Origin of the sequence: Oryzibacillus soli, assembly GCF_051594765.1 — a bacterium.
Classification (GTDB): domain Bacteria; phylum Bacillota; class Bacilli; order Paenibacillales; family NBRC-103111; genus Paenibacillus_AR.
The window spans coordinates 27,125-52,448 of sequence record NZ_JBPPGJ010000008.1 but is presented as its reverse complement, the minus strand read 5'-3'; the positions used below and the strand labels follow the sequence as shown (position 1 = coordinate 52,448).

The window sequence follows — 25,324 nt, the reverse complement described above, 5'->3', positions numbered from 1 at the left end:
CCGCTGTTGCTGCGTCTACATATTATAATGATTATAATATCAATCCCCCGTTGCTTTGACAACTGAAACGGGATTTCGGCGAGGCGGCGAATTATGGAACCTCTCATCTGGTCAAAAAGCCCAAGCAGCTTAGACACGCGGGATGCGCTGTCCGCCCTTGGGCTTCGTCAGGATGTGGCGCCGCCATGACTTGTCGGCATCCACTTATCTGCGTCGGGTCTCCGTCAGATGGAACTGGTTCACCAGCTGCTGCAGGAAATCCGTAATGGCCTCCACATGCTCGGAGGTGTGCCGTACCTTGACCATGTCTGTCTGCAGATCGGACACCTTGCTCTCCACCTCGGAGGAGATGTTGCGGTTTTCCTTGCTGATATTGGCGATCTTCTCCATCAGCCCAACCACCTCATCGACGACCTGGGTCTTCATCGCATCCTCCGCACTCGCACCGCTCAGAAGCTCGGATGCCGCGGCAACGGCGTCAGCCCCTTCCTTCACCGCTTCGATGCCTTCACCCATGGAGCTGTAGGCCGCTTGGGACTGCTTGTCGATTTCCTGTACGGTCTCATGGATCTCCTCCGTTGATTTGCGGGTCAAGTCCGCCAGCTTGCGGATCTCCCCCGCCACCACTGCGAAGCCACGTCCGTGCTCGCCTACCCGCGCCGCCTCGATAGAAGCGTTCAAGGCCAGCAGGTTGGTCTGGGCAGAGATCTCCTCGATGACGCCTAGGACCGAGCGGATACGTTCCGTCGTGTCCATGAAGGTCTTGATGGTCTGATTGCTCTCCATAACCTTGGAGTGGATGTGGTCCATCCGGTCCCCGATCCGGAGCACCTCGCTCTGGGCCACCCCGATCTGCTCTACCGCCTTCCCCTCTAGCATCTGCAGGGTGCTCTTCATCTCCACCACCACATGCTTGGCTGCGTCGATATCCTGCAGCTGCTTGCGGATGCTCCGGATCATGTCGCGGATCCGGTCGCTCATCCGCTCGGCGGAGCCAACGGTCGTCGACATGGAGTCGTTCAGCTCATCCTGGTTCACCAGCACGTCCGATGCGGCCCGCTTCACCTGCAGCATGATGCCCTCCAGAGAATCGATCATGTTGTTGATCCACTTGGCCAGTTCCCGCACCTCGTCGTGGGCGAATTGGTCCAGCTTGAGACGCTGGGTCAGGTCGCCCTGTCCTTCGGCGTTGATCCGAATGAAGCGGTTGATATCCCCCAGCTGCTCCGCCACCGGCCGGCTCCCCTTGCGGTGGATCACCCAGGCCAGCAGCAGGCCGTAGACAAGGTTCGTACCCGCGAATGCGGCACCCGTCCACAGCGCCGATACGTCGCTGCGGGCAAGCACAAAAGCCAATGTCCCTGCCAATAACGCGAACAGCGCCAGGAGGGGAAGCTGTATGCGGGTCATTTTCCAGCTGATGCCTCGGATCCGGTACACTTCCTCCAAGTCGCCCTCGCACATCATGCCCCACTGATCGGGACAATGCGGCAGCTGGAACGTAACGCCCTTACCGATTACGGGGATGTGCCGGTAATCCGAATAACCTGGAAACTCGACGAACAGATTGCTGCCGTTGGCAATGGTATTCGCCACGCCCGGATGCAGCTCTCCGGTGGCCGGGTCCGTGAACCGAAGCTCCAGCTCCGTGTGCTCCTTGACCGTGACCGTGCCCCAATCGGTGGTGACACCGTCCTTCAGGTTCTCCCCGTGGGTGAATGTCCGGTCCTCGAAGCGGCTCCTCGACAAGGCAGTTCCCAAGGGAATGTGCGTGTTCAGAGCCGGTTTGGCCATGAAGAGGTAATTATCCCCGGAGTCCGGATACACATGTCCCGACTCTCTCTGAATCAGATCGCCGATCACGTCGTTCGGCACCCTGCCGCAGAGTGCTCCCTCCCAGCCCTTCGAGCCGGGAGCGGCCAGGGGCAGGATGAAGAGCAGCGTCATTTTGTCATGGAAGGAGGACGTGCTGGGGCCGATCTCCAACGTAAGCGGGTCGGCGTAAGGCCCGAAGAGACACTTCGTCGGCCCGTTCGTCCGCTTGGCGTAAACCACGCCTGGCTGAAGGGGATCCCCGTCGCCGTAACGTTTTCCGGTATGCTTCGGGTAGGTCGAGTAAACGACCGAGCCGGCTGCGTCCAGCAGGAACAGCTCCGAGAAGTCCGGCGCCCGGCCTCTGGCCGCGGCGAACAGGCTGTCCCACCCTTCCCGTCCCGTCTCCTGTGCAGGAGGCAGGCCGCTGATGCTGTGCAGTTGTCCGGATAACCGCTCCAGATGGCTCCAATGCTCATTGGTCCAATCCTTCAGAAGCTGCACCCGGGTCTGGGCGATTCCTTCGAATATTTCTTCCACATCGTCCTTCAATCCGCGGTTCAATCGGTATGACCACCATAAGGGCAAACCTTTCTTCCATCCTAACCAGTCAAACATGCTTCCACCGCCTCGATCATTCTGCCTCATCCTCGTATCCCGTCAACCCCTGTTGTATGTCAACTATTGTAACATAAACTAGTAATAATTGCCCATATATCCGTCAACAGACGATGATTTTTCGGGCTTTTATCCCAAAATTGTCGAAAATTCACCCGAATAATCCTTGGCTTAACGAGGCTATCCTCCCACTTCTAAGCGTCTGCCGCCACAATCGACTGGCTTGTCATGAGCGTTCTGCTTTGTCTAACGGCGTCAACAAGCGCTTACAGAATGTGAGCCGCGCCATACTCCCCCTGCTATTTCCCCGGAAATATCGACAAAGCCAACCAGAGCCACCTACCGATACCATACCGGGATAAGCGATTCGCCACCGTAAGCTGGCGAAACGTAGGAAAGCGCGGAGGGCTTCGCCGCCGTTTCTGCGAGGCCTGCAGGCCCCGTCTTCTCATCACGAGCCGAAGTATGCCATCAACCGCGCAGCGCCTTCTTCACACTGGGATCACGCCCCCTCTTCCAAAACGTCTAGATCAGCGTCCGATGGCGGGTGGACATCCTTCTCCATTTTTCCGCATCCGAATCCTGCATAGGCGGGATTTTTACGCTTTACTCTGCATAAATTTTACAGAGTCTGCCGTCGCTGCGGATGCACCGGAGCATGCGCCCGCCCAGATCCTATTCCGTTGCAGCTTGCTTCAGGCGGCTCGAACGGATACCGGTCGGCCGGCAGCTGCCTACATAGGGAGGGGGGAACGAATTGCCCGTCATCAAAGCCAATTCCAATCACGTCAGGCTGCTGGCCCGGCTTATGCGGGCGGAAGCGGAGGGAGAGGGTGAGCTGGGCATGCTGATGGTCGGCAATGTGGGGGTCAATCGGGTGAAGGCCAATTGTCTGGACTTCAAGGAAATCCGCGATCTTCAGCAGATGGTCTACCAGCGCCCAGGAGGCTTCGAGGCCACCGTCAAGGGCTACTTCTATCAGAGGGCGCGGGACAGGGAGATTCGTCTGGCCCAACGCGTCATTAACGGAGAACGCCAGCATCCTGCCAGCAATGCGCTCTGGTTTTTCCGTCCGGAAGGAGGATGTCCGGGCCAATGGTACGATCAGCCGAACACCGGACGTTTCAAAAAACACTGCTTCTTCGCCCCCACCTCTCAGAATTGTCCTCGTGTCTACTCTTAACCCCATTCGTGATCCATGGTTCACCCCATAAAGGAGGATGAAAAGAAACATGATGAATTACCCTTACAACCGGTTCGCCGGTACGGCCACTCCGTACGGCTATCCGGCGCAGACCGCGCCTATGGGCGGAGCGCAAGTCCCCATGTTTCCCCAGCAGGAAGCAGGAATGGTACCGCCGGTTCCGGCAGGCAGCGCCATCCCCGGCGCAGGAGGCGTTCCTGGCCCCGTTCCCGGTGCGCCCGGCGGCCCCCAGAGCCAGCTTCCTCTGGAGCAGTCCTACATTGAGAATATTCTCCGCCTGAACCTGGGCAAGATCGGCACCTTCTACATGACTTATGAGAACAACCGCGAGTGGAACGCCAAAATCTTCCGCGGCCGGGTGGAAGCGGCAGGCCGGGACCACATCATCATCAGCGACCCGCAGAGCGGCACCCGCTTCCTGCTGCTGATGGTGAACCTCGATTATGTCACCTTTGACGAGGAGCTGAATTACTTCTTTCCGGGCCAGATTACCACAGGACGTTAATCGTTAAGACCGTTAAGGAATGCCAACAGCCCCCAAGACCGCGGTGAGAACCGCCATTTTGGGGGCTATTGGCATCAGACTGATTATTTCAGAGGCACACTCCAATAGGCTTGCTGAATCCAAGTCCGGTCGCTGAATTCGCGTCCGCGGAGGACGACCTTGCCGGGATACACCTCCACGAACAAGCCTTGGGCGGCGTCCTTTCTTACATATTGGGAAGCGCTGTCCAGCACCCGTCCGACCGAAGAGTTGCGGAACCAATGGAAAGCTTCCTTGCGGATGTAATGCTCCGTCGGGGAGGTCAAGTCCTCATGCGTATCCCCGGAGAACACGAACACGTTCGGATAAGCCTTCAGGATGCTGCGAACGCGGTCGGCTTGGAGAATCGTCTGGCTGGCTCCGTCACGACCGGGCGGTGGAAGCTCTTGATGGACCAGGACGAAGACCGGTTTTCCATTTGTTTTCTCGGCCATTTTCTGCGCGAACCACTTCAGCTGCTCCTCGGAGTACCAGGCCCCTTCACCAACCTCCTTCTTCTCCTGCACGTAGGTTTCCTGAGAAAGAAGAATGAAATGGTAGCCGTTGATCCATACATCATGATAAGGCTTCTCCAAGCCAAAAAACGAAGTGAACGCCTTCCGGGCCATATCATCCGTCTTGCCGTTTGGAAACGTCCCTTGACTCCACCGCCCGCTGTTGTTGATCCACACGTTGTAATAATCGTGGTTGCCCATATTGGCGTGTATGGGAGGCAGGGTATGGCCGGACAGGACTCTCTTCAATTCCTTATAATCGGCAGGCGTTCCCGCATCTGTCAGATCCCCGGTCATGAACAGCGCCTGTGCTTGGCTGCCGAACGATTCGATATCGAGCAAGGCCCGGTTCAGATGATCGGACAGGCTGGGGATGCCGGAGCTGATGTGCAGATCGCTGATGACGAAGAAGGAGAGCAGCGGCTCCGACGAATCCGCCGGTAGTGCCGAAGATGGCCGGGCTTCCGCAGCAGATTTCGCTGCCGGCGTATCCGCATGGATCACGCTGGGATTCAGGTTCGTGTACACCAACACGAAGAGGGTAAGGGCTATCACCCCTGCTCCGACGGTGGACACGATCCCGATGATAAATTGTCGCACATTCATGGCTTGCTCCTTTGATGATGTTCTGGGTCACTATTCCATTTAACGGTATCCGGACCCAAGAATTTTACGTTTCGGAGCATTTGCGCGGTCCATCCGTTCCTTTCGTCACGAGATGTTCACGATTCTAGAGGGAGTTGCCCTCTCATTCGCTGCGGAGCAAAGGCGTCACGGTACCAGCTGCTCCCGTTCCCGTTCCTTGTACTGTAGCTCATAGAGCTTGTAGTAATAACCCCGCTTGGCCAGCAGCTGGAAGTGGCTGCCGCTCTCGCGCACCTTGCCCTTGTGCATGACGATGATCTGGTCCGCGTGCTGGATGGTAGAGAGCCGGTGGGCGACGATCAGCGTGGTCCGGCCCTTGGAGATGGCATAGAGCGCATCCTGCACCGCCAGCTCCGTCTCCGTGTCGATGTTGGACGTGGCTTCGTCCAGGATCAGGATCTGAGGCCGGAAGGCCACGGCCCGGGCGAAGGACAAGAGCTGCCGCTCCCCGAGGGACAGCGTTACCCCCCGCTCGCCCAGCATAGTCCGGTAGCCGTCCGGCAGCTTCTTCATCCAATCGTCCAGATGGACCATCCGCGCCGCCTCTTCCACCTGACGGTCCGTAATGGACGCGTTGTTCAGGCGGATGTTATGCGCGATATCCCCGGTGAACAGGAACACGTCCTGCTGGACCACGCTGATGGTGCGCCGCAGCTTATCGAGGGGGATCAGCCGTATATCGGTGCCGTCCAGCGTAATGCGTCCCTTCTGAACGTCATAGAAGCGGTTGATCAGCTGGATGATGGAGCTTTTACCCGCACCGGTGGCTCCGACGAAAGCGACGGTCTGGCCCGGACGGATGGTGAAGCTGACGTCCTTCAGCACCCACTCCTCCGCGTTGTAGGCGAACCAGACGTTCTCAAAGCGGATCTCGCCCTGGACGGGCTCCTGAAGCCGTACCGGCTCCGGATGGTCCGTGATGCCCGGCTTCTCATTCAGCATATCCACGATCCGGTCCGCGCCGACCATGGCCGTCTGGATCTGGTTGTACTTCTCCGCCAAGCTCTGGAGAGGCTGGAAAAACTGCCGGATATAGTGGGTGAAGGCGTACACGACGCCGAAGGTCACCGCCCCGTCCAGCACCTTGGCCCCGCCGTACCAGAGCAGGAGCGCGATGGACAGATTCCCCAGGAACCCGATGGCCGGCTGAAAAATCGAGTTGACCACCGTCCCCGTCATCCCCGCCTTATAATAATCCCCGTTCAGATGGTCGAACTGCTCCCGTTGACGGTCCTCCCGGATGAACATCTGGGTGATCCGGATGCCGGACAGATTCTCCGCCAGGAAGGAGTTCAGCCGAGACAGGATAATCCGGCTCCGCCGCTGGGCATCCCGGATCAACGTCCGGTACCAGACCGTGATGACAGCCAGCACCGGGAGCACCGCGAAGGCGATCAGCGACAGCTTCACCGACAGCTGGAGCATGATGACGAAGACGCCCAGGATCATGATCACGTCCTTCACCAGATTGACGATGACCTGCGAATACAGCTGGTTCAGCGACTCCGTATCCTGGGTGACCCGCACGACCAGCCGGCCCACCGGGTTCCGGTCGAAGAACGACATGGACATCTTGGACAAGTGGGCGAAGAGCTGCTGGCGGATGTTGAAAATAATATGCTGCCCGGTATACTGCAGCAGGTTGTTCTGCCAATAGGTCAAGAGCGAGCCGCCGGCCACCGCCGCCAGGAACAGCAGGCCGATGGTCAGGAAGCCGCGGTAGTCCGGAGACCGGAAATCCTGGAGGGTCGCAGAATCCAGCTCCTGGGCTCCATACTGGACGCCGCCAGCCGCAAGAGTCAGCAGCCCTCCCTTGGTCTGCGGCTCGGACAAGGTCAGGTCCAAGGAGTCGGCTTCCCCGGGAAGCCAGCCCCGGATCAGCACGTGCTTGCCGCCGGTCTCTACGATCTGGACCTTCGACATCCCGGAGGGCACGGCGCCCTCCAGCTTGGAGACCTCCGAGGCTTTCAGCCGCACATAGAGCTCGCCGCCGCTTTCCATCATGTCCTTGCCGTAGGCCTTCAACCGGTCCCGCGCTCCGGGCTCCGACGCCGAGACGGTGAGCATCGGCTTGGACAAGCCGTTAATATGATCGTCGATGGCGATCTTGAGCAGATAAGGCCGCGCCAGCTCCGCCAGCACGATAAGGAACGCCAGGGCCAGACAGACTAGGATCGACTTCCAATATGGAAGCGCATATTCCGTCATCCTCCGCAGCAGCTGGGTATCCTTCAGTCCCGTATGCTCCTTCTCCTGATGGATGTTCATCCTGCCGCACCTCCCCGGGTCAAGCTGCCGATACCGGCGCCACGCTGCCGCGTTCCGGCTTCAGGACGTTCTTCGCAGGCCTCCGTCTCACCGGGAAGCCGCTCGGCCACTTCATCTAGCTGCTGCTTGCGGTACAGGTCCGCATACAGCCCGTTGCGCTCCAGCAGCTCCTCGTGGCTGCCCCGCTCCGCGATCCGGCCCTCCTCCAGAACCACAATCTGATCGGCGTGGCGGACCGAGGAGATCCGATGGCCGATGATGATGGTGGTCCGGTCGTTCATGACGGAGTGGAGCCCCTGCAGAATCAGATCCTCCGTTACCGTATCCACGGCGGATAAGCTGTCGTCGAAGATCAGGACGGACGGCTTCTTGATCACCGCCCGGGCGATGCTCACCCGCTGGCGCTGGCCGCCGGACAAGGAGACGCCCCGCTCCCCCAGCGTGGTGTCGAACTGCTCGGGGAACTCCAGGATGTTGTCGTACACCTGGGCGATTTTGGCCGCTTCCACAATGTCGTCTTCCGAATGGGGCAAGGGATCGAAGCCGATGTTGTCCCGGATCGTCGAGGAGAAGAGGAAGGGATCCTGCGGCACGATGCCGACCTGGCCCCGCAGCGTCTTGAGCGGAATCTCGTGTATGTCGTGGCCGTCGATGAAGACGGTGCCCTTAGGCGGATTGTACATCCGGACCAGCAGATGGATCAGCGTGCTCTTGCCGCTGCCGACCCGGCCGACGATGGCCAGGCTCGTTCCCTTCGGCACCCGGAGATTCAGGTTCCGGAGCGTCGGCTCCTTGGCCTCCGGATAATAGAAGGTCAGGTTCCGGATCTCGAGGTCTCCCTCCAGCTGGTCGATGCCTTCCACCGCCGACTCGTCGTCCACCACGTCCGGCTCCGTATTCAGAATGGTCAACAGCCGCTCCTCCGAGGCTTTGCCCCGCTGTATCTGATTGACGACCTTGCCCAGGTTCTCGATAGGGCCCATGAGCAGGGACAGGTACGTATTGAAAGCGACGAAATCCCCCAGGCTGATGGTTCCCTTAAGCACCAGCAAGCCGCCCAAAACGACGGATACGAGGAAGCTGAAGCCGACCACCGCCGAGCTCAGCGCCCCGAACAGCGAATTCGACCGGGCGAAGCGCCGGTTCTTCTCCACCGCGTCCCGGTTGTCCCGGGTGAACAGCTCTTCCTCCGCGGACTCCTGCACGTAGGCCTTCACCACACGGATGCCGGCCACGAACTCCTGCACGCGGCTGGTTAGCGTGGCCACCGCCTCCTGCACCTGGGCCGACTGGCTCATGATCCGACGGTTGAACTTGTAAGCGAGGATGCTCAGAAGCGGCAGCGGCAGCATGGTGAACAGCGTCAGCCACGGGTCGATGGTCGTCACCATGGCGATCACCGTCACCGTGATCAGTACGAAGGCCTCCATCACCATGAAGATGCCGCCCATGGTCACCTCGCGGATGACCCCCACGTCGCTGATGGCGTGGGACATCAGATCGCCGATCCGCTGGTTGTTGAAGTATTGGGCCGACAGCCGCTCCCAATGGGCGAACAGCTCGCCCCGGACCTTCATCTCCAGCACCCGGGAGAGCCGGAACAGATACGTCCTTCCCGTGGAACGAAAAAAAGCGACGCCGAATCCGACCGCCGTCAACATCAGGGCATATCGGACTGCCTCGCCGTAAGTCAGCCGGTGCTCCTTCAGCTTATCGGTGAACGCCCCCATGAGCTCGGGGATCCACAGCTGCAGTAAGCAAGAAATGGACAATAATGCAAAACCAAATAAGTAAGGTTTCCGGTTATCCCGGACATATCCTCGAAAGATGGACTCTCTATTCATGCCGTTCCCCCTTACCATCTGCAGTCATGGTATTAGGGTACAACGCGAGCCTCGGTGAAACCATGGATATCTTTACTGGAAAACATGGACTATTCAATCATCTCAAAATGCCATATATGCAGCTTGGCCGCACCGCCTTCTACGAATTGGTGCAAGGGGGACCAGTCCGGATGGCCGGGCTCCAGTCTCCGCTTCCTCCACTCAGCGCCTTCCTCCGCACCGACAGGCCGCCACAGCTCGACAAAAAGTCCCGGCTGACCGGTGCCCTCCATCAGCTCAAAGCCGTACTGAAGGCGCTTGTCCCGTGCCCAAGTCAGGTAAGGCTGCCGCGATGCCTCATCAATTTTATATTCCAGGAACAAAGTACCCATATAAATTTGTGCCTCCTGCCGATTTATTTTATGGTGCATTTTGATAAACTATATAATACCAGTTCAAACATCATGGGAGGTAACTAGCCAGAATGGATACCGGAACACACTTGGTCTTCGGCTTAGGGTTGGCGGGCTTGGCCCATATCGACCCGGTTGTGGCCCAGGATCCTACCGTCGCCGCCGCCGTCTTGTTCGGCACCGTGATCGGCCAGCAGACTCCTGACTTCGACACGCTCTTCCGGATGAAGAGCAACGCCCTCTACATCCGCCAGCACCGGGGCGCGTCCCATTCCCTGCCCGCCATCCTGCTCTGGGCACTCCTCATCACCGCAGGGCTCGGCCTGGCCGTACCCAATCTTCCGTTATGGCACGTTGGGCTATGGGTTCTTCTCGCCGTAGTACTGCATGTAGGGAGCGACATCTTCAATACCTACGGCACCCAGGCCATCCGTCCCTTCTCGGAGAGATGGGTCTCGCTGAACATCATCCACATCTTCGACCCTTTCCTGTTCCTGTCCCATGTCGTCGCCATCTTCCTGTGGGCCGTGAAGCTGGCCCCGCCTGAGATCATCTTCCCCATTCTGTATGCAGGAGTCGTCCTGTATTACATCTGGCGCTCCGCCCACCACTATCTGCTGGAGAACCGGCTGCCCATTCAGGACCGGACCTTCCAACAGGGGGAGAAGTACTATCTCATTCCCACCGTCAGCCTGAACAACTGGAATGTGGTTAAACGCAAAATGGACGGCAGCTACGCCGTCGGAGAGCTTCGCCAACACGATTTGCAGTGGATCGACCAAGTAAGCTGCGACGATCATCCCGCGGTGGAAGCGTCCAAGTCCCATCCGGACATCGCATCCTTCCTCTACTTCTCCTCCTTCGCATGTGCCGAGGTACGGGAGCACCCCTGGGGGTATGAGGTCCGCTGGGCGGATGTGCGCTACCAGCACCGGAAGCAGTATCCGTTCGTGGCCGTTCTCCTGCTGGACCGAAACATGAAGCCGCTGGATTCCTATGTAGGCTGGCTGAGCGACGCCCGCCTGTGCAAGAAGCTGGGATTGAACACCTGAATCATCGATCTCCATGAAACATTCACCCGGTCCAGGGTCCGTGCCTTGGACCGGGTTGTTTTTTTGCGCGCTAATGGGGGTTCATGCTAGTATAGGGGCAGGCCGAATTGGGCGGAATACCCCGGGCCCACCCGGGCAAACATACAAAAGCAGCTCCCCCCAGGGAAGCTGCTTTCCAGATCGTTTCGTGCTTAGATGTCCTGTCAGACATCAACTTCGGCCAGCAGCCTCCGCAGCAACGGAGGAGCCGCTGGGATAGGACAAGGAGCTCTGGGGCCCCTAATTAGAACTTGCCGGCGAGAGATTGCTCAGCGATTTGAACCAAACGACGGGTGATGTGGCCCCCGATTGCGCCGGTATCGCGCGTAGCCATATATCCGTAGTAACCGTCTTGAGGAATTTGGATGCCCAGTTCTTGAGCAACCTCATATTTCAGCTGATCCAGAGCTTGGCCTGCTTGAGGAACCACCAGAGTGTTGCTGCTGCGAGATTGTCCTGTACCCATTGATTAAGCACTCCTTTCAATCTGTTTGATCTGAGTTGGTTTTGCAAGCTTGCAAAGTTATTATGACTCGCAGCCGAAAGAATATTCATAAATTTTTTGAAAATCGGAGGTCCATGTGTGATGGGGCGGAATCAAGCGTTGTTTTTTTCATTCATGGGGGTAGCTCTACTTCTCGGGATCAGCTTCTCGATCAGCCTCCGGAACGGGTGGCTCGTGCTTCTGTTCAGCCTGGCGGCCCTCCTCTGGATCGGCTTCGGGTTCGCCATGAAAGCTAGAGCGAGACGCACGTTAAAAAAATAACGTCCGGCCAAAGAGTCCTAAGGGCTCCTTGCCGGACGTTCTTTCTTTCAGGCGGACGGGATGAAGCCCATACGCTCCTTGGCCAGCGCGAGGATTGGCTCGGCCTTGGCGGCAGCCTTCTCGGCCCCTTGCTTCAGGATGCGGGCAATGTCACCGCTCTCGCGGATATCCCGATAGCGGCTCTGCAGCGGCTCCAGCTTGGCCACGATGGCTTCGGCCAGATCCTTTTTGAAGGCGCCGTAGCCTTGGCCGTCGTACTTCGCCTCAATCTCCTTCAGGGTGAGGTCGGAGAAGTTGGCGTAGATGCCCATTAGGTTCGATACCTCAGGCTTATTGACCGGGTCATAGCGGACCTCGCGGCCGGAGTCGGTCACCGCGCGGGACAGCTTCTTGCGGATCTCATCCGGCGAATCCAATAGTGCAATATAGCTGCCGGGGTTGGGATTGCTCTTGCTCATCTTCTTGGTGGCATCGTCCAGCGACATGATCCGGGCCCCCAACTCCGGGATGTACGGCTCCGGAACGGTGAAGGTATCCCCGAACCGGGTGTTGAAGCGGTGGGCTACGTCACGAGTCAGCTCCAGATGCTGCTTCTGATCCTCGCCGATCGGCACCAGGTCCGCATTATAGAGCAGGATGTCGGCCACCTGCAGGGAGGGATACACGAACAAGCCGGCGCCTACGGATTCCTTGCCTGCGGACTTGTCCTTGAATTGGGTCATCCGCTCCAGCTCGCCCATATAAGTCAGCGTCGTCATGATCCATCCCAGCTCCGCGTGGGCGCGCACGTGGGACTGCATGAAGATGGCGGCTTTGTCGGGATCGATGCCCGCCGCAACATACAGAGCGATGATCATCTCCGCCTGCTCCCTTAAGGCGGCGGGATCCTGCGGAACCGTGATCGCGTGAAGGTCCACCGCCATGAAGTAGCAGTCGTGGTCCTTCTGCAGCGCCACGTAGTTTTTGATGGCTCCGATGTAGTTGCCGATGGTAAGCTTGCCGCTGGGCTGGATGCCGGATAATACGGTTTTCATGATTCGTTGCCTCCTTGGCCTATAATGGTAGTCGTCTACTGCCTCGTCTCGTCTATGCTCAGCTCGTCTACAGCTCATCTGCACCCTGAAGAAAAAACAAAAAGGCCTCCCGCCGCAAGGGACGAGAGACCGTGGTGCCACCCTAATTCGCCTGTCCTCCGTGTTGAACAGCGTCTTCGTAGAAGTACGCCGCGGCAACAAGCCTTAGTCGTTCCGGTAACGGGGAACAGCCGTTCAACCTACTCCTCCGCCTTTCACGTCGCTTTGGACACGATCGCTAATCGGTCGTTCTTTCGGCCTTATGCTCCAGGACCCATTCGATAAGCCCGCCACGCCGGTTCGCAGCCTTGCACCGGCTCTCTGAAGAAGCTGCGGCCTCCTACTCTTTCCTCTCAACGCATAATGATATTGCTATTCATTATACGGAACTCTCCCGCAATGTCAACTCCTGGATTGCAGCGGCACCTGTCCTATTCCGGACAGAGCCTGCATATCGATATAGGGATGTCCCAGACCGTTATGTGAAAAGAGGGCTACCCATGCCGAATTGGATCCTTCGCTGGGCCCCGCCTCTATTGGGTGCGGCCAGCTGCGCCATGCTTCTCCTGATTCTGACCACGCGGCCCGTGCCGGGACTCGGGGTGCTTCGTGAACCCGCCGCTGCGAAGATGCTGCAGGGCATCTTCATCGGCATCGTGCTGGAGGCGCTCCCCTTCATCCTGCTGGGGGTGCTGGTCTCCGCCGTGCTCCATCTGTTCGTGCCCGAAGCGGCCATCCGCCGGCTGATCCCCCGCAACCCCGTGCTGGGGGTGCTGTTCGCCTGTACCCTGGGCTTCCTGTTCCCCGTATGCGAATGCGGTATGATTCCGGTGATCCGGCGCCTCCTGGGCAAGGGAATGCCCGTGTACATCGCCGTCGTCTTCGTCCTGGCGGGACCGGTGCTGAACCCGGTCACCTTCGCCTCCACATATATGGCGTTCCGTGGCGAGCCCTCCATGGCTTATGTCCGGCTGGCCCTGGCTTTTGCCGTAGCCGCCTGCGTGGGTCTGGCGCTCCATCGGCTCATGCGGGGGAACGTGCTGCGGCACTCGGCGAGCCAACTTGGGCATGCTCACGGGGATCATGGGCATCCGCATCACGGGCACGAGCACCACGGGCACGAGCATCACGGGCACAGCCACGCCGGGGGCCTGCCTTCCCGTCTGGGGGCCGTTCTGGGCCACGCATCCGACGAATTCTTCGAGATGGGCAAATACTTGATTCTCGGCGCGGGCATCACCGCCGTCGTTCAAACCTTCGTGCCGGCCGACAGCCTGGCTTCCATCGGCCAAGCGGGGTGGGGCGCCCATATGTTCATGGCCGCCTTCGCTTTTGCCTTGTCGCTCTGCTCCACCTCCGACGCCTTCGTCGCAGCCACCTTCTCCCCCTCCTTCAACGCCGGCTCCCTCCTGACCTTCCTGCTCATGGGACCGATGGTCAGCTTCAAGGGGACGTTAATGCTGCTTACGGTCTTCAAGGGGCGCTTCGTGCTCATGGTCTCCGCCATGGCGACGCTCCTTCTGCTGGCAGCTTCTGCAGCGGCGGCGTTCTTCGGATGGGTATGAATACGAATCGGAAGGAGATCTGGCCCATGCCATCCACTGCGTTGCACCAAACCGTCCGCTCCGTACTGCTGTTCGGCTTCGCCCTTTATGTATTCCGCCTGGCGCGGCTGGGGCTGCTGGCCCATTATGTGGAGCCGGAGGTGGCCGCCTATGTCGGGTGGTCCGCCTGGGGCCTCCTGGCTATGAGTCTGCATCAGGCCCGCCAAGCGTGGCGCAGCTTGTCCTCATCCCGCTCCGGCATCGCCGCCTGCGGCTGCGAGGAGGAGCCTGCCCCCTTCCGGATGAAGGAGGCGCTGATTTATTTGCTGTTTGCGCTCCCCCTTTTGGTGGGAATGATGCTAGAAAGGGCATAAGTATGATACAATGTACATGTGACATGACGTGTCACTTTGTCCGTAAACCAATCAGGTTGAATTGATCAAGCGGAGGGATTCGTATGGATGATCTTTTCTTAGTGAAGGATGGCAAAATTACGCGCTACGACGGCACCACCTTAAACGGCACCCGCATTACCAAAGACGAATTGCTGGAAGCATTCGGCCCAAAGGTTCTGGAGGAGATTGAGCGCTTCGGCTCCCATACGATCAAGAAAGGGTAACGGGCGATGCCCGTACCCATCGGCCGCTGGCGGCCTCTATTCCCGGTCCGGGGGATCCTCCCCTATAGGTCCGGTGAATAGAGGCTGCCGGCGGCTTTTGTTCGTTCATCATTCATACGCTGGCGCCTTCCTCCGGCGGCAGCAAGGCGCGGACCCGCTCCACCGTTCCCCCATAGAGCGGCCGGTAGCCCTCGAGCTCTTCGGCGAAGGACAGGAAGGCCTTCATAGCGGCTGACACCGCCCGCCGGTACTCGCCTTCCTCCACCTTCATCTCCTCCAACACCTTGTAGCGGCCGCCGCCCCGCTCCTCGACCTCGGCCAGCAGCACACAGCCTTCCTCCGGCAGATGCCGGACGGTGAAGGAGTACGCCCGGCATTCCGGATCACCGCAGCCGCAGACGAAGAAGGGCTTCGTCCGCCACTCCTCCAATGTCCCGAACCGGTCCGGCGTCGCATCCTCATAGAGACTGGCCGCCAGGGCGGGCATGCCGACATCCACACACAGGGGTTCGTCGATGATGGGATGCCCGCCGAACAGCAGACGGACGTCAGCCTGGATGATCTGCAGCTCCCTTTCCCACCGGAAGCCCTTCATTTCGAGCTTGAACATCCTTATCCCCCATTCCGCCGCGATGATTCCTCACAGGACAAAATTACCAATTCCTCAAATGACTATATTTTCAGTACCCGAACATACTACGTACTGGAGGTGATAACAAATGGGTACAGGACAAAGCCGTTCCAGCAACACCCTTGTAGTGCCTCAAGCCAACCAAGCATTGGATCAGCTGAAATATGAGGTCGCTCAAGAATTGGGCATCCAAATTCCTCAAGACGGTTACTATGGTTACATGGCAACCCGTGACACCGGTGCAATCGGTGGCCATATCACCCGCCGTCTGGTCCAAATCGCCGAGCAGCAATTGGCCGGCCAGTTCCGTTAATGCCATACCGAAACGTGAAGACATTCTACACAAAAAGGTGACGGCTGTCACCTTTTTTCTTTGCCGATGCAGGCCAAAAAGCCGTGTCCGCCAAGCGCTCTTAAGAGCGAAAGCGGCACGGCTTTTATCATCCTGCGACCGGTCCCTTTAGCGGACGAACGGCATATACTCTTCCTTGCCGAGCTCCAGCAGCTTCGATACCGGAATGCCGGTCTTGGCATGCACGTCCATGACCGTACTCTTCGGGTTCACGCGCAAATAGTCCCGCACCTGCATATACATCCGATCGTGAACGGATTGGCAGCTGACACAGTATCCGGATTTATTTTTCAAGAACAAGCCTCCGCAATGCTTACAGTTTGCCAATGTCATTCTCTATCCCTCGCGATCCTTATGTATTTGCGAATAGTGTTCGACAGATTGCACGAAATTCCGGGGGTGATGCGATAATCTTTCTAACTCTAGATTAAAATAATTGTAAAATCCCCGAAAGTGTGGAAAGCCCTACCTCCAGGTCCTATTCCGTCATCTTCAGGAACAGCTCGGCATCCCGCAGAGACAGGTCGATGGCGCTTTGCCAGAACTCGTGCCCCGTAAGGTCCACACCTAAGTGCAGCTTCGCCAGCTCCTCCACCTGCATGCGTCCCGTATCCCTCAAAAGTCCTACGTACCGGTCTTCGAAGCCGGCGCCTTCCTTCTCGGCCTGGGCGTAAATACCCGAGCTGAACAGGAACCCGAAGGTGTACGGGAAATTATAGAAGGGAACATCCGTCAGGTAAAAATGCATCTTGGAAGCCCAGAAGTGGGGATGGTATTCCCCAAGGACACCCTTGTACGCCTGGCGCTGCGCATCCTCCATCAGGCTGCACAGTCGGTCCGTGCCGACCAGTCCCTTGCGACGCTCCTCGTAAAAGTTGGTCTCGAAGATGAACCGGGCATGAATATTCATCATGAACGCCACCGCACGCTGGAGCTTGTCGTCCAGCATGGCCAGCTTGTCGGCCGGATTCTCGGCCAATCTCAAGGCCGCGTCGCTGACGATCATCTCCGCGAAGGTGGAGGCCGTCTCCGCCACATTCATCGCATACTCCTGGTTCAGAGGGGGCAGATCGTTCATGACGTGCTGATGGTACGCATGGCCGAGCTCGTGGGCCAGTGTGGAGACATTGGAGGATGTGCCGCCATAGGTCATGAAGATCCGGGTCTGCCCGCTGACCGGGAAGGAGCTGCAGAAGCCGCCCGGCCGCTTGCCGGTGCGGTCCTCCGCCTCGATCCAGCGCTTCTCGAAGGCCATCTCGGCGAACTCCGCCATCTTCGGGCTGAAGCGGCGGAATTGCTCCACGATCATCCCGGCGCCTTCGTCATAAGAGATATGCTTCGCATTCTCTCCGAGCGGTGCGTCCACGTCGTGCCAGGCCAGCCGGTCTACGCCCAGCAGCTTGGCCTTGCGCTCCAGATAGCGCACCAAGGGGGCCTTGTTCCGCTCGATGGTGCTCCACATGGCCTCCAGCGTCTCCGGCCGCATGCGGTTGATGTCCAAGGGCTCCTTGTGGATGCTCTGCCAGCCCCGGTGCTTGTAGAGCTGGAGCCGGAAGCCGCCGATGCGGTTCAGCGCGTCCGCGCAGAAGTCGGCCTTGCCGGCCCATGCCTCCTCCCACCGCCGGAACAGCTCCACCCGGACGCTCCGGTTGCCGGAATGGAGCTTGTTGTGGGCCTGCCCCGCAGACAGCTCCACCGTCTTGCCGTCCTCCTCGAAGGGCAGCCGGAAATGGCTGACTGCCGTATCATACAGGCTGCTCCAGCCATGGTAGCCGTCCACCGCCAGATCGCCGGCCAGCGCTTCCAGCTCCGGCGCCATTCGCTCCTGGGCCGCCGTACGGCGCTCCTCCAGGTTGAAGGCGATCTCCTTCCAGACCGGAGCCGAGAGCACCTGGCTCCAGACGTCGCTTGGGATGGAGATGAGAAGCCGGTCCATCCGGGTCAAGGCCGTCTGGTAGGCGGCGGCCAATGTTTTGACCTTCCCCTCCAGCTGCAAGGCCCTCTTGTCGGCCATGTTATCGGCAGCGAGACAGCCGGTGAAGGCCTCCGCCTCCCGGACCCGGGCCAGAATCCGCTGCATCCGTTCGACAACGGCCGCAAGCTTCTCCCCTGCCGTGCCCGCATCCGCGACCGGCCCCTCATCCGCCAGCAGTCCGGTCAGCTCCCCGATCCAGACCTCCGTCTCCTCCAAAAAAGCCGTAAACGCCTCCGAGCTGCTTCCTCCCGGGAAGACCGCGTCCAAATCCCAGGTTTGCGACAAAGGAAATTTCATATGTAGATTCAATCCTTTCCGATAATATACAAATGGTCAATTCCTATTAAACCATAATTTCGACGATTCTCCTATCGGAACGTCCCGCCCTAAGGCACCGAACCGCTTCATGCGTAAAAATCCTTGCGGGAAGACATGCTCTTAGGGTACATCCCTCCGCCGGAAGTCCGGAATAGTTGCCGATCCCGAGGAGGATATGCTTAAATGAAGTCAACCTTATCCATATTCTTCTGCGAGGAGTGAGAATCCCAATATGACAGAACCTTCCGTTAAGCCCACCCGTGTCGTGGTCATCGGGACCGGCGCCGTCGGCTCCACCACCGCCTATACCCTGCTCCTCCATAAGAGAATGTCCGAGCTGGTCCTGATCGACGTCAATAAGGACAAAGCTCGGGGCGACGCGCTGGACATGAACCACGGGCTGCCATTTGTCGGTAACATCAAGGTGTGGGCTGGGGACTATTCCGACTGCAAGGACGCCGATATCGTCGTCATTACGGCCGGTGCCGCCCAGAAGCCCGGCGAGACCCGGCTGGACCTCCTGAAGCGCAACGTGAAGATCTTCGAGAGCATCATCGAGAACGTGACGAAGTACAACACCAACGGCATTCTTCTTATCGCCACCAACCCTGTGGATGTGCTTTCTTACTTCTCCTGGAAAAAATCGGGCTTCCCTGCCAACCGGGTCATCGGCTCCGGCACGCTGCTCGACAGCGCCCGGTTCCGCTATCTGATCGCCGAGGAGCTGGAGATCGATCCCCGGAGCGTCCACGCCCACATCATCGGCGAGCACGGCGATTCGGAGCTGCCCGTCTGGAGCCGCGCCAACGTGGCGGGCATCCAAGTGGATCTGCCCGAAGAGAGGCGCAACGAGATTTTCGCCAACACCCGGGACGCCGCCTATGAGATCATCAATGCCAAAGGCGCCACCTTCTATGCCATCGCGCTGGCCTTGGACCGGATCTGCGCCGCCATCCTGCGCAACGAATCCTCCGTCCTGACCGTATCCACCCTGCTTCAGGGAGCCTACGGCGTCGACGACGTCTACCTGGGCGTTCCGTGCATCGTGGACAACACGGGAGTCCGCCGCGTGCTGGATCTGGACCTGAACGAGCAAGAGCTGGAGCTGTTGGCCCGGTCCGCCAAGACCCTCCGGGAACAGATCGACAACTGCGCCTGTACCTGAAGGCCCTCCTATATTCTACGAAAGAAGCTGAGGAAGCATGAGACCCTTGCAAATATCGCCGGAAACGGCCATCAAGCTGTCCGAGATGCTGAAGGTGCCGGTAGAGCATCTGATGCACATGCCACAGCATATCCTGCTCGCCAAGCTGTCCGAGCTGTCCAAGATGACTCCCGCTGCCGGGGACACCCCCGACGCCTCTCCATCCGGAGACGGCAAGGGCGGGGAATAAGCGGATGATTCCTTTCTCTCATACGTGGCCCTATGAAGTGATCCGCGGCGATCTCTATGTGGACCGGTGCCCCTTCTGCGGCGCTGAGCGGGTTCTGCTGCCCCTGAAGACCGGGGAGCTGCAGTCCATCCGGGACGGCCGGAAGCACCTGCTCGTCTTCCCCTGCTGCCACGGCTCCGTCAAGGTGCTGGACGCGGACCGGGATTATCTGCTGGCGGACCGGAAGCTCCGTTAGCATCGGTATCCCGAACCCCCTGTCCCCCTGTCCACCTGCACACAACTCAAAAACCGCCTGAGCCCATAGCCGGACTTCGGCGGTTTTCTTGATTCGAGCGGGGGATGGCCCGCGTGTTATTTTTTCTTCTCCTGCTCCTTCATCTCATCCGGAAGGTCCAGCTTGGCCGCCAGCATATCCTCCCGGGTGGTGGCCCACATCTCACGGCAGGCCCGGATCATGGCGGAGTCCATAATCTTCTTGTCGTTAATCACCCTCGAGAACCACTTGACCGCTTCATAATAATTCCCCAGCCTGCGGTTCAGCTCCCCGATCAGATACATCAGCCGGGCGTTGTTAATGTCCATGCCCTCATTCTCGAACACCTTGACATACGAAGCCAGCGCGAAATCGAGGAACCGCTTCTCCTGCTCCGTGTCCCCCTTCTCGCGGTACAGCCATGCGATATGGTGCAGAAGGCCGGAGAGAATCCGGTCCTTCTCGCCCTTGATCTGGGCGCAGAGCAGAGCCAGCTTATAGGTCTGAAGCGCTTCGGCCCATGTCCGCTCGCCGCCGTAGTCCTTCATGGTCCAATTCACGCGGACCCGAAGCTCGAAGTCCCCCCGCTGCTCCTCGGTCAGCTTCTCGGAGAAGTTCTCCGTCGTGGCGAAGCCGCAGAACGGGCAGACCCGGACCACATAGTATTCGGGATTGATATCTTTATAATGAACGTAAAAATCGGATTCGGTGGATTTCGCCCGCTTGAAGCTCGGACGTACCCGGGAGGTCTGGAAGCTGTAGCCGCAGCATAAACAGTCCACCTTGACCTGGAACAGCGGGTGAACCCCCTCCTGCATCATGACCCCTCCTGATTGATAAAGTGGTAAGCGGGTCCCTGCAGCCGCTCCAGCAGCACCCTGGCAAGCTCCTCGTCCAGTCCTGCCTCGGACAATGCCAGCTTCATGCAGCCGAGCCACGCATCCGCCCGTTCCCTCGTGATGGGGAAAGGCATGTGACGGGCCCGCATCATCGGGTGTCCGTATTGGTCGGAATACAGCGTCGGTCCTCCGAAAAACTGGGTGAGAAACAGCATCTGCTTCTCCATAACCGGCATAATATCTTCAGGGAACAGCGGTCCCAATAGCGGATGGGCTTGAACCTTCGGATAGAAGGCCTCCACCACCCGCCGAAGAACCGGCGCCCCTCCCATCTGCTCGTACAGGCTGCCGCCGAACGGCTCCACAGGCGCACCTTCCTTCGAGGTATATAAGTTTCTAGCGGTTTAATTATTACTCGTCCTAATACACATGCACTATTGTACCACAATTCGACCTGAAGTTCAGTCCTCCCACAGGCCTACGGGGACATGTCCGGAGCCTCGCGAACATAAGTATAACTATCCTGTTGTTCGTAGGAGGCGCCCTATGCTTCGAATCTTCCGGCTGCAGCCGCTGCTGTTGATGAGTTGGCTAAGCTTAGCTCTGTTAGGCATGCTTCTCTTCTATCCCGTTGAAGGGGTAAATGCGGCCATTCGGGGAATATTGATATGGTGGGATGTGTTGTTTCCCGCGCTGTTCCCCTTTTTTGTCATCTCCGAGCTGATGCTCGGGTTTGGCTTGGTCCACTTTTTCGGCTCGCTGCTTGATCCGGTTATGAGGCCGCTGTTCCGGGTTCCGGGAATCGGTGGCTTCATCCTGACGATCGGCTTCGCCTCCGGCTATCCGGTCGGCGCCCGCCTGACCTCCCAGCTCTGGGAACAAAAGCTGGTGACCCGGGAGGAAGGGGAACGGCTCGTGGCGTTTACGACCACCTCGGACCCGATCTTCCTGATCGGCGCCGTATCCGTGGGATTTTTCCATGATCCCCGGCTGGCGGTGATCCTGGGCGTGGCCCATTATGGAACAGCGCTACTGGTCGGTATTCTCATGAGATTCCACGGCGGAGGAGCCATGTCCGGATATCCGGCGGTCCAAGCTGCGGAAGGACGTCTTTTGAAACGCTCCTTCGAAGCCATGCACGCCGCCCGGCTGGCGGACGGCCGCCCGTTCGGCTTGATGCTGCAGCAGGCGGTCCGGTCAGGCATCCAATTGGTTTTTGTCGTAGGGGGGCTGGTCGTTTTTTTCTCTGCCGTTCTCGCCATGCTGTCGGCGGTCCATCTGCTGGAGAATATGCACGCCGCCGCGGATACGGTCCTTCATACTCTCGGCTTCCCGGCCGGGCTGGCGGAGTCGGTGGTCGGGGGACTGTTCGAGGTGACCCTGGGATCCAAAGCGGCAGGAGGCGCCGCTGCAAGCATCCCCATGGTATACAAGGTGGCGATGGGGGCCTTCATTCTGTCGTGGGCGGGACTGTCGGTCCATGCCCAGATCGTGAGCTTGCTGCATAAGACCAATCTCCGCTATACGCCGTTTCTGTTCGCCCGGGTGCTGCACGGGATCCTGTCGGCCGCGGCAGTACTGCTGCTGTGGGATGTGCTGAAGCCGGACCCGGCGCCCGCGGCAGGCGTCCTGTCCGCATTCGCTCAAGCCGGACAGCCCGAGGCCCTAACCCGTTACGGGGCATTGCCCGGCTCCATCCTATCGTTCGTGCTGTTGACCGCTGCTCTTGCTTTACTGGCATCTTTGCACCATTTTCACATAAAAATCAATGAATGGCATGGTAAAATATGATAACAAGCTTACTCGCGGAAAATCAGTCCGATCATCCGTACACCAGACCAAAGAGGTGGTTCTGCAAATGACAAACGAAACCCGAATCGTACTTCCGGACAGCTTATCCCGGCTGGAGGAACTGGCCTATAGCATGTGGTTCAGCTGGAATGACGATGCCGTTCAGCTGTTCCGTTCGGTGGATCCCGCCAAGTGGGAGGAGGTCTACCATAACCCGGTCCGTGTGCTGCAGGAAACCCCGCAAGAGACCTTCAAGGCCCGTGCCGCCGACGAGGCGTTCATGAACCTGTACCGCGAGGTAACGGCGCGCTGGGACGAATATTTAAACCGGTATACCTGGTTCATGCAGGAATTCCCCGAGCATAAGAAGAAGACCATCGCCTACTTCTCCGCCGAATTCGGCTTTCACGAGTCCATGCCCATCTATTCCGGCGGATTGGGGGTCCTGGCAGGGGACCACTGCAAGTCGGCCAGTGACCTGGGCCTGCCTCTGGTGGCCATCGGTCTGATGTACAAGAAGGGCTACTTCAATCAGAAAATCGACATTCACGGCACCCAGATCGCCGAGCAGGTCCAATACGACTTCAGCAAGCTGGCTATCAAGCCTGCCGTTGTGAACGGCAGTGAGCTGTTCGTGTCCGTGGTTCTGCCGGGCCGGACCGTGAAGCTGAAGGTGTGGACCATCCGAGTGGGCATCGTGCCCGTCTACCTGCTCGATGCGGATATAGACGGCAACAGTCCGGAGGACCGGAGCCTGACCGCCCAGCTGTACGGCGGCAATCAGGATATCCGGATCCAACAGGAGATCATTCTGGGGATCGGCGGGATCGCCGCCCTCCGGGCGATGAATCTATACCCCTATGTGTATCACATCAACGAAGGCCATGCTGCCTTCCTGTCCCTGGAACGCCTGAGAGAGCACATCACCGGCGGACTGCCTTACTCTGCGGCGCTGGAGCTGGTGCGGGCCAGCACCGTCTTCACCACCCATACACCGGTTCCGGCCGGCCACGACGCCTTCCCTATCGGCATGTTCGAGCATTACATGGGCTGGCTGCTGAGCGCACTCCCCAACGAGCGGCAGAACCTCATCCATCTGGGACTGGACCGCGGCAAGAATGTGTTCAACATGACCTATCTGGCCATGAATACGGCCACTCTGCGCAACGGGGTCAGCAAGCTCCACGGCGAGGTTTCCCGCGAGATGTTCCGCTCCTTCCACGGCAACCTGCACGTGAACGAGATTCCGATCCGGTATGTGACGAACGGCGTCCACATGAGAACGTGGCTGGCCCGGGAGATGAAGGATCTGTTCGACCGGTTCCTGCCCGGTTCTTGGAGGGTGAACCAGACGAAGAAGGACCAGTGGCAGTCCGTCAGCATCATTCCGAAGGAATCCCTCTGGAAGGTGCATATGGGGCTGAAGGAGCGTCTGGTGGACTACGCACGCCGCAACATCCAGGAGCAGCGCCGCCGCAACGGCGAAACACAGGAGCGGATCGACGAGGCATTGACTTACTTGGATCCGAAGGCGTTGACCATCGGATTTGCGCGGCGGTTCGCCACTTATAAGCGGGCGACGTTGATTTTTAACAACCATGACCGGCTGGACCGGCTGGTGAATAACCCCGAGCGTCCCGTTCAGTTTATTTTCGCGGGCAAGGCCCACCCGGCAGACCATCCCGGTCAAGAGCTGCTGCGTGAGATCTACCGGGTCTCCCAGATGGACCGGTTCAAGGGCAAGATCGTCCTGCTGGAAAATTACGACATGAACATGGCCCGGTTCCTGGTCCAAGGTGTCGACGTCTGGCTGAACAACCCGCGCCGTCCTTACGAGGCCAGCGGCACCAGCGGCCAGAAGGCGGCCATGAACGGCGTCTTGAACTTCAGCGTCCTGGACGGCTGGTGGGAGGAAGGCTACGACGGGGAGAACGGCTGGTCCATTATGGCCAACAACCGGGCCGATTTCGAGACCCAGGAACGGGAGAATACGGAGTCCCTCTACTCCGTCCTGGAACGGGATATCGTGCCGCTCTACTACAGCCGCGGCGAGAACGCCGACCTTCCGGCAGGATGGGTCACCCGGATGCTCCACTCCATCCAGACTCTGGCCCCACAGTTCAACACAGACCGGATGGTGCAGGATTATACCACCCAGTTCTACAGCAAGACGATGGTCCGCGCCGAGCGCTTCAGCATGAACAATTACGAGGGCGCCATCCGTATGTCCGACTACAAGGCGTTCATCCGAACCAAGTGGTCCGCCGTCAAGGTCATCGGCATCGACGACCCGACGCCGACCGTCGGCTTCCAGGAATCCATCGAGAAAGGGCTCAAGAAGCCCGTCAGCGTGACCGTCCACTTAGGCGAGATCTGGTACAAGGACGTGGCGGTGGAGGCGATCTACTGGGCCGAGCAGGCGGACAGCACCTGGGATCCGGTCATCGTGCCGTTTACGCTGGTGGGCGAGGCCGTATCCCCCAACACCTACCGGTACGACGGTCAGATGCCGGCCCACTTGAAGCACGGCCCGCACTACCAGTTCCGCATCCGACCGGTAAGCCCGGATTTCGCCCACGACTTCGAGCTGACGGAGGTCACCACTCTGTAAGCTGAGTCGGAGGTATACCCTTCTAGACTGCAATCCGCTACATGGCAAACAAGCTACTCTGCGGCTGCTCAGCCGCGGAGTGGCTTGTTGTTTTTTGTTCGCGTGCGAGTACCAATTGGCCGATTCCAATCATGGGCTGTTAAACAGGCAGATCCCCGCAAATCCTTCCGATCTGTCATGCCGCAATTGCACCGGAGGCCATCATTGTTTATGATGGGGATAGCATATGGTACTAGAGAGGTCCGT

General features: G+C 58.9%; 25 protein-coding genes. 13 read left to right on the top strand and 12 right to left on the bottom strand.

Annotated elements, in window-relative coordinates:
- Nucleotides 1–204: 204 nt before the first annotated feature.
- A complete protein-coding gene (locus tag ACSEXW_RS12230) occupies nt 205–2,376 on the bottom strand; it encodes a methyl-accepting chemotaxis protein (protein ID WP_438446437.1) in 2,172 nt (723 codons plus the stop codon).
- A gap of 811 nt (nt 2,377–3,187) precedes the next feature.
- Between ACSEXW_RS12230 and ACSEXW_RS12225 the strand changes: the two genes are divergently transcribed.
- On the top strand, nt 3,188–3,613 hold the full coding sequence (locus tag ACSEXW_RS12225; protein WP_438446436.1) for a cell wall hydrolase: 426 nt from the start codon (nt 3,188–3,190) through the stop codon (nt 3,611–3,613).
- Nucleotides 3,614–3,662: 49 nt separating this feature from the next.
- Complete coding sequence (gene gerQ, locus ACSEXW_RS12220; protein WP_438446435.1) at nt 3,663–4,139, top strand: spore coat protein GerQ; 477 nt, start codon at nt 3,663–3,665, stop codon at nt 4,137–4,139.
- An 83-nt stretch (nt 4,140–4,222) separates the two neighbouring features.
- On the opposite strand, the gene ACSEXW_RS12215 is transcribed toward gerQ, so the two are convergent.
- From ACSEXW_RS12215 to ACSEXW_RS12200, 4 genes are all read right to left on the bottom strand, one after another.
- Nucleotides 4,223–5,278 (bottom strand): metallophosphoesterase family protein, encoded by a 1,056-nt coding sequence (locus ACSEXW_RS12215; RefSeq protein WP_438446434.1) that lies wholly within the window; start codon nt 5,276–5,278, stop codon nt 4,223–4,225.
- 165 nt (nt 5,279–5,443) lie between these two features.
- Nucleotides 5,444–7,585: an ABC transporter ATP-binding protein gene (locus tag ACSEXW_RS12210; protein ID WP_438446433.1), complete on the bottom strand. Its 2,142-nt coding sequence runs from the start codon at nt 7,583–7,585 to the stop codon at nt 5,444–5,446.
- A complete protein-coding gene (locus ACSEXW_RS12205; protein WP_438446432.1) occupies nt 7,582–9,429 on the bottom strand; it encodes an ABC transporter ATP-binding protein in 1,848 nt (615 codons plus the stop codon). Before ACSEXW_RS12205 ends, ACSEXW_RS12210 begins: the two co-directional genes overlap by 4 nt.
- Nucleotides 9,430–9,518: 89 nt before the next feature.
- The gene (locus ACSEXW_RS12200) at nt 9,519–9,800 is read right to left on the bottom strand and encodes a hypothetical protein (RefSeq protein ID WP_438446431.1); all 282 of its coding nucleotides are present in this window, start codon (nt 9,798–9,800) and stop codon (nt 9,519–9,521) included.
- A gap of 92 nt (nt 9,801–9,892) precedes the next feature.
- Here ACSEXW_RS12200 and ACSEXW_RS12195 point away from each other — a divergent pair, with 92 nt between their 5' ends.
- On the top strand, nt 9,893–10,873 hold the full coding sequence (locus tag ACSEXW_RS12195) for a metal-dependent hydrolase (RefSeq protein WP_438446430.1): 981 nt from the start codon (nt 9,893–9,895) through the stop codon (nt 10,871–10,873).
- A gap of 283 nt (nt 10,874–11,156) precedes the next feature.
- Here the strand turns inward: ACSEXW_RS12195 and ACSEXW_RS12190 are convergent, their stop codons facing one another.
- On the bottom strand, nt 11,157–11,378 hold the full coding sequence (locus ACSEXW_RS12190) for an alpha/beta-type small acid-soluble spore protein (protein ID WP_438446429.1): 222 nt from the start codon (nt 11,376–11,378) through the stop codon (nt 11,157–11,159).
- A 120-nt stretch (nt 11,379–11,498) separates the two neighbouring features.
- Between ACSEXW_RS12190 and ACSEXW_RS12185 the strand changes: the two genes are divergently transcribed.
- Nucleotides 11,499–11,678 (top strand): DUF5325 family protein, encoded by a 180-nt coding sequence (locus tag ACSEXW_RS12185; RefSeq protein WP_438446428.1) that lies wholly within the window; start codon nt 11,499–11,501, stop codon nt 11,676–11,678.
- Between the two features lie 47 nt (nt 11,679–11,725).
- Here ACSEXW_RS12185 and trpS read toward each other — a convergent pair whose 3' ends face one another.
- Nucleotides 11,726–12,712: a tryptophan--tRNA ligase gene (gene trpS, locus ACSEXW_RS12180; RefSeq protein WP_438446427.1), complete on the bottom strand. Its 987-nt coding sequence runs from the start codon at nt 12,710–12,712 to the stop codon at nt 11,726–11,728.
- 539 nt (nt 12,713–13,251) lie between these two features.
- On the opposite strand from trpS, the gene ACSEXW_RS12175 reads away from it, so the two are divergent.
- The 3 genes from ACSEXW_RS12175 to ACSEXW_RS12165 all read left to right on the top strand — a co-directional run bounded on the left by ACSEXW_RS12175 (nt 13,252) and on the right by ACSEXW_RS12165 (nt 14,914).
- Nucleotides 13,252–14,316 carry a permease gene (locus ACSEXW_RS12175; RefSeq protein WP_438446426.1) on the top strand — a complete coding sequence of 355 codons (1,065 nt, stop codon included), beginning with the start codon at nt 13,252–13,254 and terminating at the stop codon, nt 14,314–14,316.
- 26 nt (nt 14,317–14,342) lie between these two features.
- Nucleotides 14,343–14,669: a DUF1980 domain-containing protein gene (locus tag ACSEXW_RS12170; RefSeq protein ID WP_438446425.1), complete on the top strand. Its 327-nt coding sequence runs from the start codon at nt 14,343–14,345 to the stop codon at nt 14,667–14,669.
- Nucleotides 14,670–14,752: 83 nt separating this feature from the next.
- Nucleotides 14,753–14,914, top strand: coding sequence for a hypothetical protein (locus tag ACSEXW_RS12165; RefSeq protein WP_438446424.1), 162 nt, complete (start codon nt 14,753–14,755; stop codon nt 14,912–14,914).
- Between the two features lie 112 nt (nt 14,915–15,026).
- Here ACSEXW_RS12165 and ACSEXW_RS12160 read toward each other — a convergent pair whose 3' ends face one another.
- A complete protein-coding gene (locus ACSEXW_RS12160) occupies nt 15,027–15,524 on the bottom strand; it encodes a hypothetical protein (protein ID WP_438446423.1) in 498 nt (165 codons plus the stop codon).
- A 109-nt stretch (nt 15,525–15,633) separates the two neighbouring features.
- Between ACSEXW_RS12160 and ACSEXW_RS12155 the strand changes: the two genes are divergently transcribed.
- Nucleotides 15,634–15,858 (top strand): alpha/beta-type small acid-soluble spore protein, encoded by a 225-nt coding sequence (locus tag ACSEXW_RS12155; protein ID WP_438446422.1) that lies wholly within the window; start codon nt 15,634–15,636, stop codon nt 15,856–15,858.
- Between the two features lie 147 nt (nt 15,859–16,005).
- Here the strand turns inward: ACSEXW_RS12155 and ACSEXW_RS12150 are convergent, their stop codons facing one another.
- Nucleotides 16,006–16,191, bottom strand: a complete 186-nt coding sequence (locus ACSEXW_RS12150) for a hypothetical protein (RefSeq protein ID WP_438446421.1) — start codon at nt 16,189–16,191, stop codon at nt 16,006–16,008.
- 184 nt (nt 16,192–16,375) lie between these two features.
- On the bottom strand, nt 16,376–18,169 hold the full coding sequence (locus ACSEXW_RS12145; RefSeq protein WP_438446420.1) for a M3 family oligoendopeptidase: 1,794 nt from the start codon (nt 18,167–18,169) through the stop codon (nt 16,376–16,378).
- 253 nt (nt 18,170–18,422) lie between these two features.
- Here ACSEXW_RS12145 and ACSEXW_RS12140 point away from each other — a divergent pair, with 253 nt between their 5' ends.
- Genes ACSEXW_RS12140 through ACSEXW_RS12130 form a run of 3 tightly spaced genes read left to right on the top strand, consistent with a single transcriptional unit; the run spans nt 18,423 to nt 19,819 of the window.
- Nucleotides 18,423–19,355, top strand: a complete 933-nt coding sequence (locus ACSEXW_RS12140; RefSeq protein ID WP_438446419.1) for an L-lactate dehydrogenase — start codon at nt 18,423–18,425, stop codon at nt 19,353–19,355.
- Nucleotides 19,356–19,392: 37 nt separating this feature from the next.
- Nucleotides 19,393–19,584, top strand: coding sequence for a YycC family protein (locus ACSEXW_RS12135; protein WP_438446418.1), 192 nt, complete (start codon nt 19,393–19,395; stop codon nt 19,582–19,584).
- 4 nt (nt 19,585–19,588) lie between these two features.
- Entirely contained in the window at nt 19,589–19,819 is a 231-nt protein-coding gene (locus ACSEXW_RS12130; protein WP_438446417.1) for a hypothetical protein, read from the top strand.
- Between the two features lie 116 nt (nt 19,820–19,935).
- Here the strand turns inward: ACSEXW_RS12130 and ACSEXW_RS12125 are convergent, their stop codons facing one another.
- Nucleotides 19,936–20,655 carry a DUF2225 domain-containing protein gene (locus ACSEXW_RS12125; protein ID WP_438446416.1) on the bottom strand — a complete coding sequence of 240 codons (720 nt, stop codon included), beginning with the start codon at nt 20,653–20,655 and terminating at the stop codon, nt 19,936–19,938.
- On the bottom strand, nt 20,655–21,041 hold the full coding sequence (locus ACSEXW_RS12120; protein ID WP_438446415.1) for a globin domain-containing protein: 387 nt from the start codon (nt 21,039–21,041) through the stop codon (nt 20,655–20,657). Before ACSEXW_RS12120 ends, ACSEXW_RS12125 begins: the two co-directional genes overlap by 1 nt.
- 181 nt (nt 21,042–21,222) lie before the next feature.
- Here ACSEXW_RS12120 and spoVV point away from each other — a divergent pair, with 181 nt between their 5' ends.
- Entirely contained in the window at nt 21,223–22,467 is a 1,245-nt protein-coding gene (spoVV, locus tag ACSEXW_RS12115; protein WP_438446414.1) for a dipicolinic acid transporter SpoVV, read from the top strand.
- Nucleotides 22,468–22,534: 67 nt separating this feature from the next.
- Nucleotides 22,535–25,078, top strand: a complete 2,544-nt coding sequence (gene glgP / locus ACSEXW_RS12110; RefSeq protein WP_438446413.1) for an alpha-glucan family phosphorylase — start codon at nt 22,535–22,537, stop codon at nt 25,076–25,078.
- Nucleotides 25,079–25,324 lie beyond the last annotated feature (246 nt).

What these genes read in the sequence shown, in the direction of transcription:
- ACSEXW_RS12210 (WP_438446433.1), bottom strand. Translation starts at nt 7,585, where the DNA reads ATGAACATCCATCAGGAGAAGGAGCATACGGGACTGAAGGATACCCAG.
- ACSEXW_RS12205 (WP_438446432.1), bottom strand. Translation starts at nt 9,429, where the DNA reads ATGAATAGAGAGTCCATCTTTCGAGGATATGTCCGGGATAACCGGAAA.
- ACSEXW_RS12190 (WP_438446429.1), bottom strand. Translation starts at nt 11,378, where the DNA reads ATGGGTACAGGACAATCTCGCAGCAGCAACACTCTGGTGGTTCCTCAA.
- ACSEXW_RS12185 (WP_438446428.1), top strand. Translation starts at nt 11,499, where the DNA reads ATGGGGCGGAATCAAGCGTTGTTTTTTTCATTCATGGGGGTAGCTCTA.
- ACSEXW_RS12170 (WP_438446425.1), top strand. Translation starts at nt 14,343, where the DNA reads ATGCCATCCACTGCGTTGCACCAAACCGTCCGCTCCGTACTGCTGTTC.
- ACSEXW_RS12215 (WP_438446434.1), bottom strand. Translation starts at nt 5,278, where the DNA reads ATGAATGTGCGACAATTTATCATCGGGATCGTGTCCACCGTCGGAGCA.
- ACSEXW_RS12195 (WP_438446430.1), top strand. Translation starts at nt 9,893, where the DNA reads ATGGATACCGGAACACACTTGGTCTTCGGCTTAGGGTTGGCGGGCTTG.
- ACSEXW_RS12155 (WP_438446422.1), top strand. Translation starts at nt 15,634, where the DNA reads ATGGGTACAGGACAAAGCCGTTCCAGCAACACCCTTGTAGTGCCTCAA.
- spoVV (WP_438446414.1), top strand. Translation starts at nt 21,223, where the DNA reads ATGCTTCGAATCTTCCGGCTGCAGCCGCTGCTGTTGATGAGTTGGCTA.
- glgP (WP_438446413.1), top strand. Translation starts at nt 22,535, where the DNA reads ATGACAAACGAAACCCGAATCGTACTTCCGGACAGCTTATCCCGGCTG.
- ACSEXW_RS12130 (WP_438446417.1), top strand. Translation starts at nt 19,589, where the DNA reads ATGATTCCTTTCTCTCATACGTGGCCCTATGAAGTGATCCGCGGCGAT.
- trpS (WP_438446427.1), bottom strand. Translation starts at nt 12,712, where the DNA reads ATGAAAACCGTATTATCCGGCATCCAGCCCAGCGGCAAGCTTACCATC.
- ACSEXW_RS12165 (WP_438446424.1), top strand. Translation starts at nt 14,753, where the DNA reads ATGGATGATCTTTTCTTAGTGAAGGATGGCAAAATTACGCGCTACGAC.
- ACSEXW_RS12140 (WP_438446419.1), top strand. Translation starts at nt 18,423, where the DNA reads ATGACAGAACCTTCCGTTAAGCCCACCCGTGTCGTGGTCATCGGGACC.
- ACSEXW_RS12160 (WP_438446423.1), bottom strand. Translation starts at nt 15,524, where the DNA reads ATGTTCAAGCTCGAAATGAAGGGCTTCCGGTGGGAAAGGGAGCTGCAG.
- ACSEXW_RS12200 (WP_438446431.1), bottom strand. Translation starts at nt 9,800, where the DNA reads ATGGGTACTTTGTTCCTGGAATATAAAATTGATGAGGCATCGCGGCAG.
- ACSEXW_RS12125 (WP_438446416.1), bottom strand. Translation starts at nt 20,655, where the DNA reads ATGCAGGAGGGGGTTCACCCGCTGTTCCAGGTCAAGGTGGACTGTTTA.
- ACSEXW_RS12145 (WP_438446420.1), bottom strand. Translation starts at nt 18,169, where the DNA reads ATGAAATTTCCTTTGTCGCAAACCTGGGATTTGGACGCGGTCTTCCCG.
- gerQ (WP_438446435.1), top strand. Translation starts at nt 3,663, where the DNA reads ATGATGAATTACCCTTACAACCGGTTCGCCGGTACGGCCACTCCGTAC.
- ACSEXW_RS12135 (WP_438446418.1), top strand. Translation starts at nt 19,393, where the DNA reads ATGAGACCCTTGCAAATATCGCCGGAAACGGCCATCAAGCTGTCCGAG.
- ACSEXW_RS12175 (WP_438446426.1), top strand. Translation starts at nt 13,252, where the DNA reads ATGCCGAATTGGATCCTTCGCTGGGCCCCGCCTCTATTGGGTGCGGCC.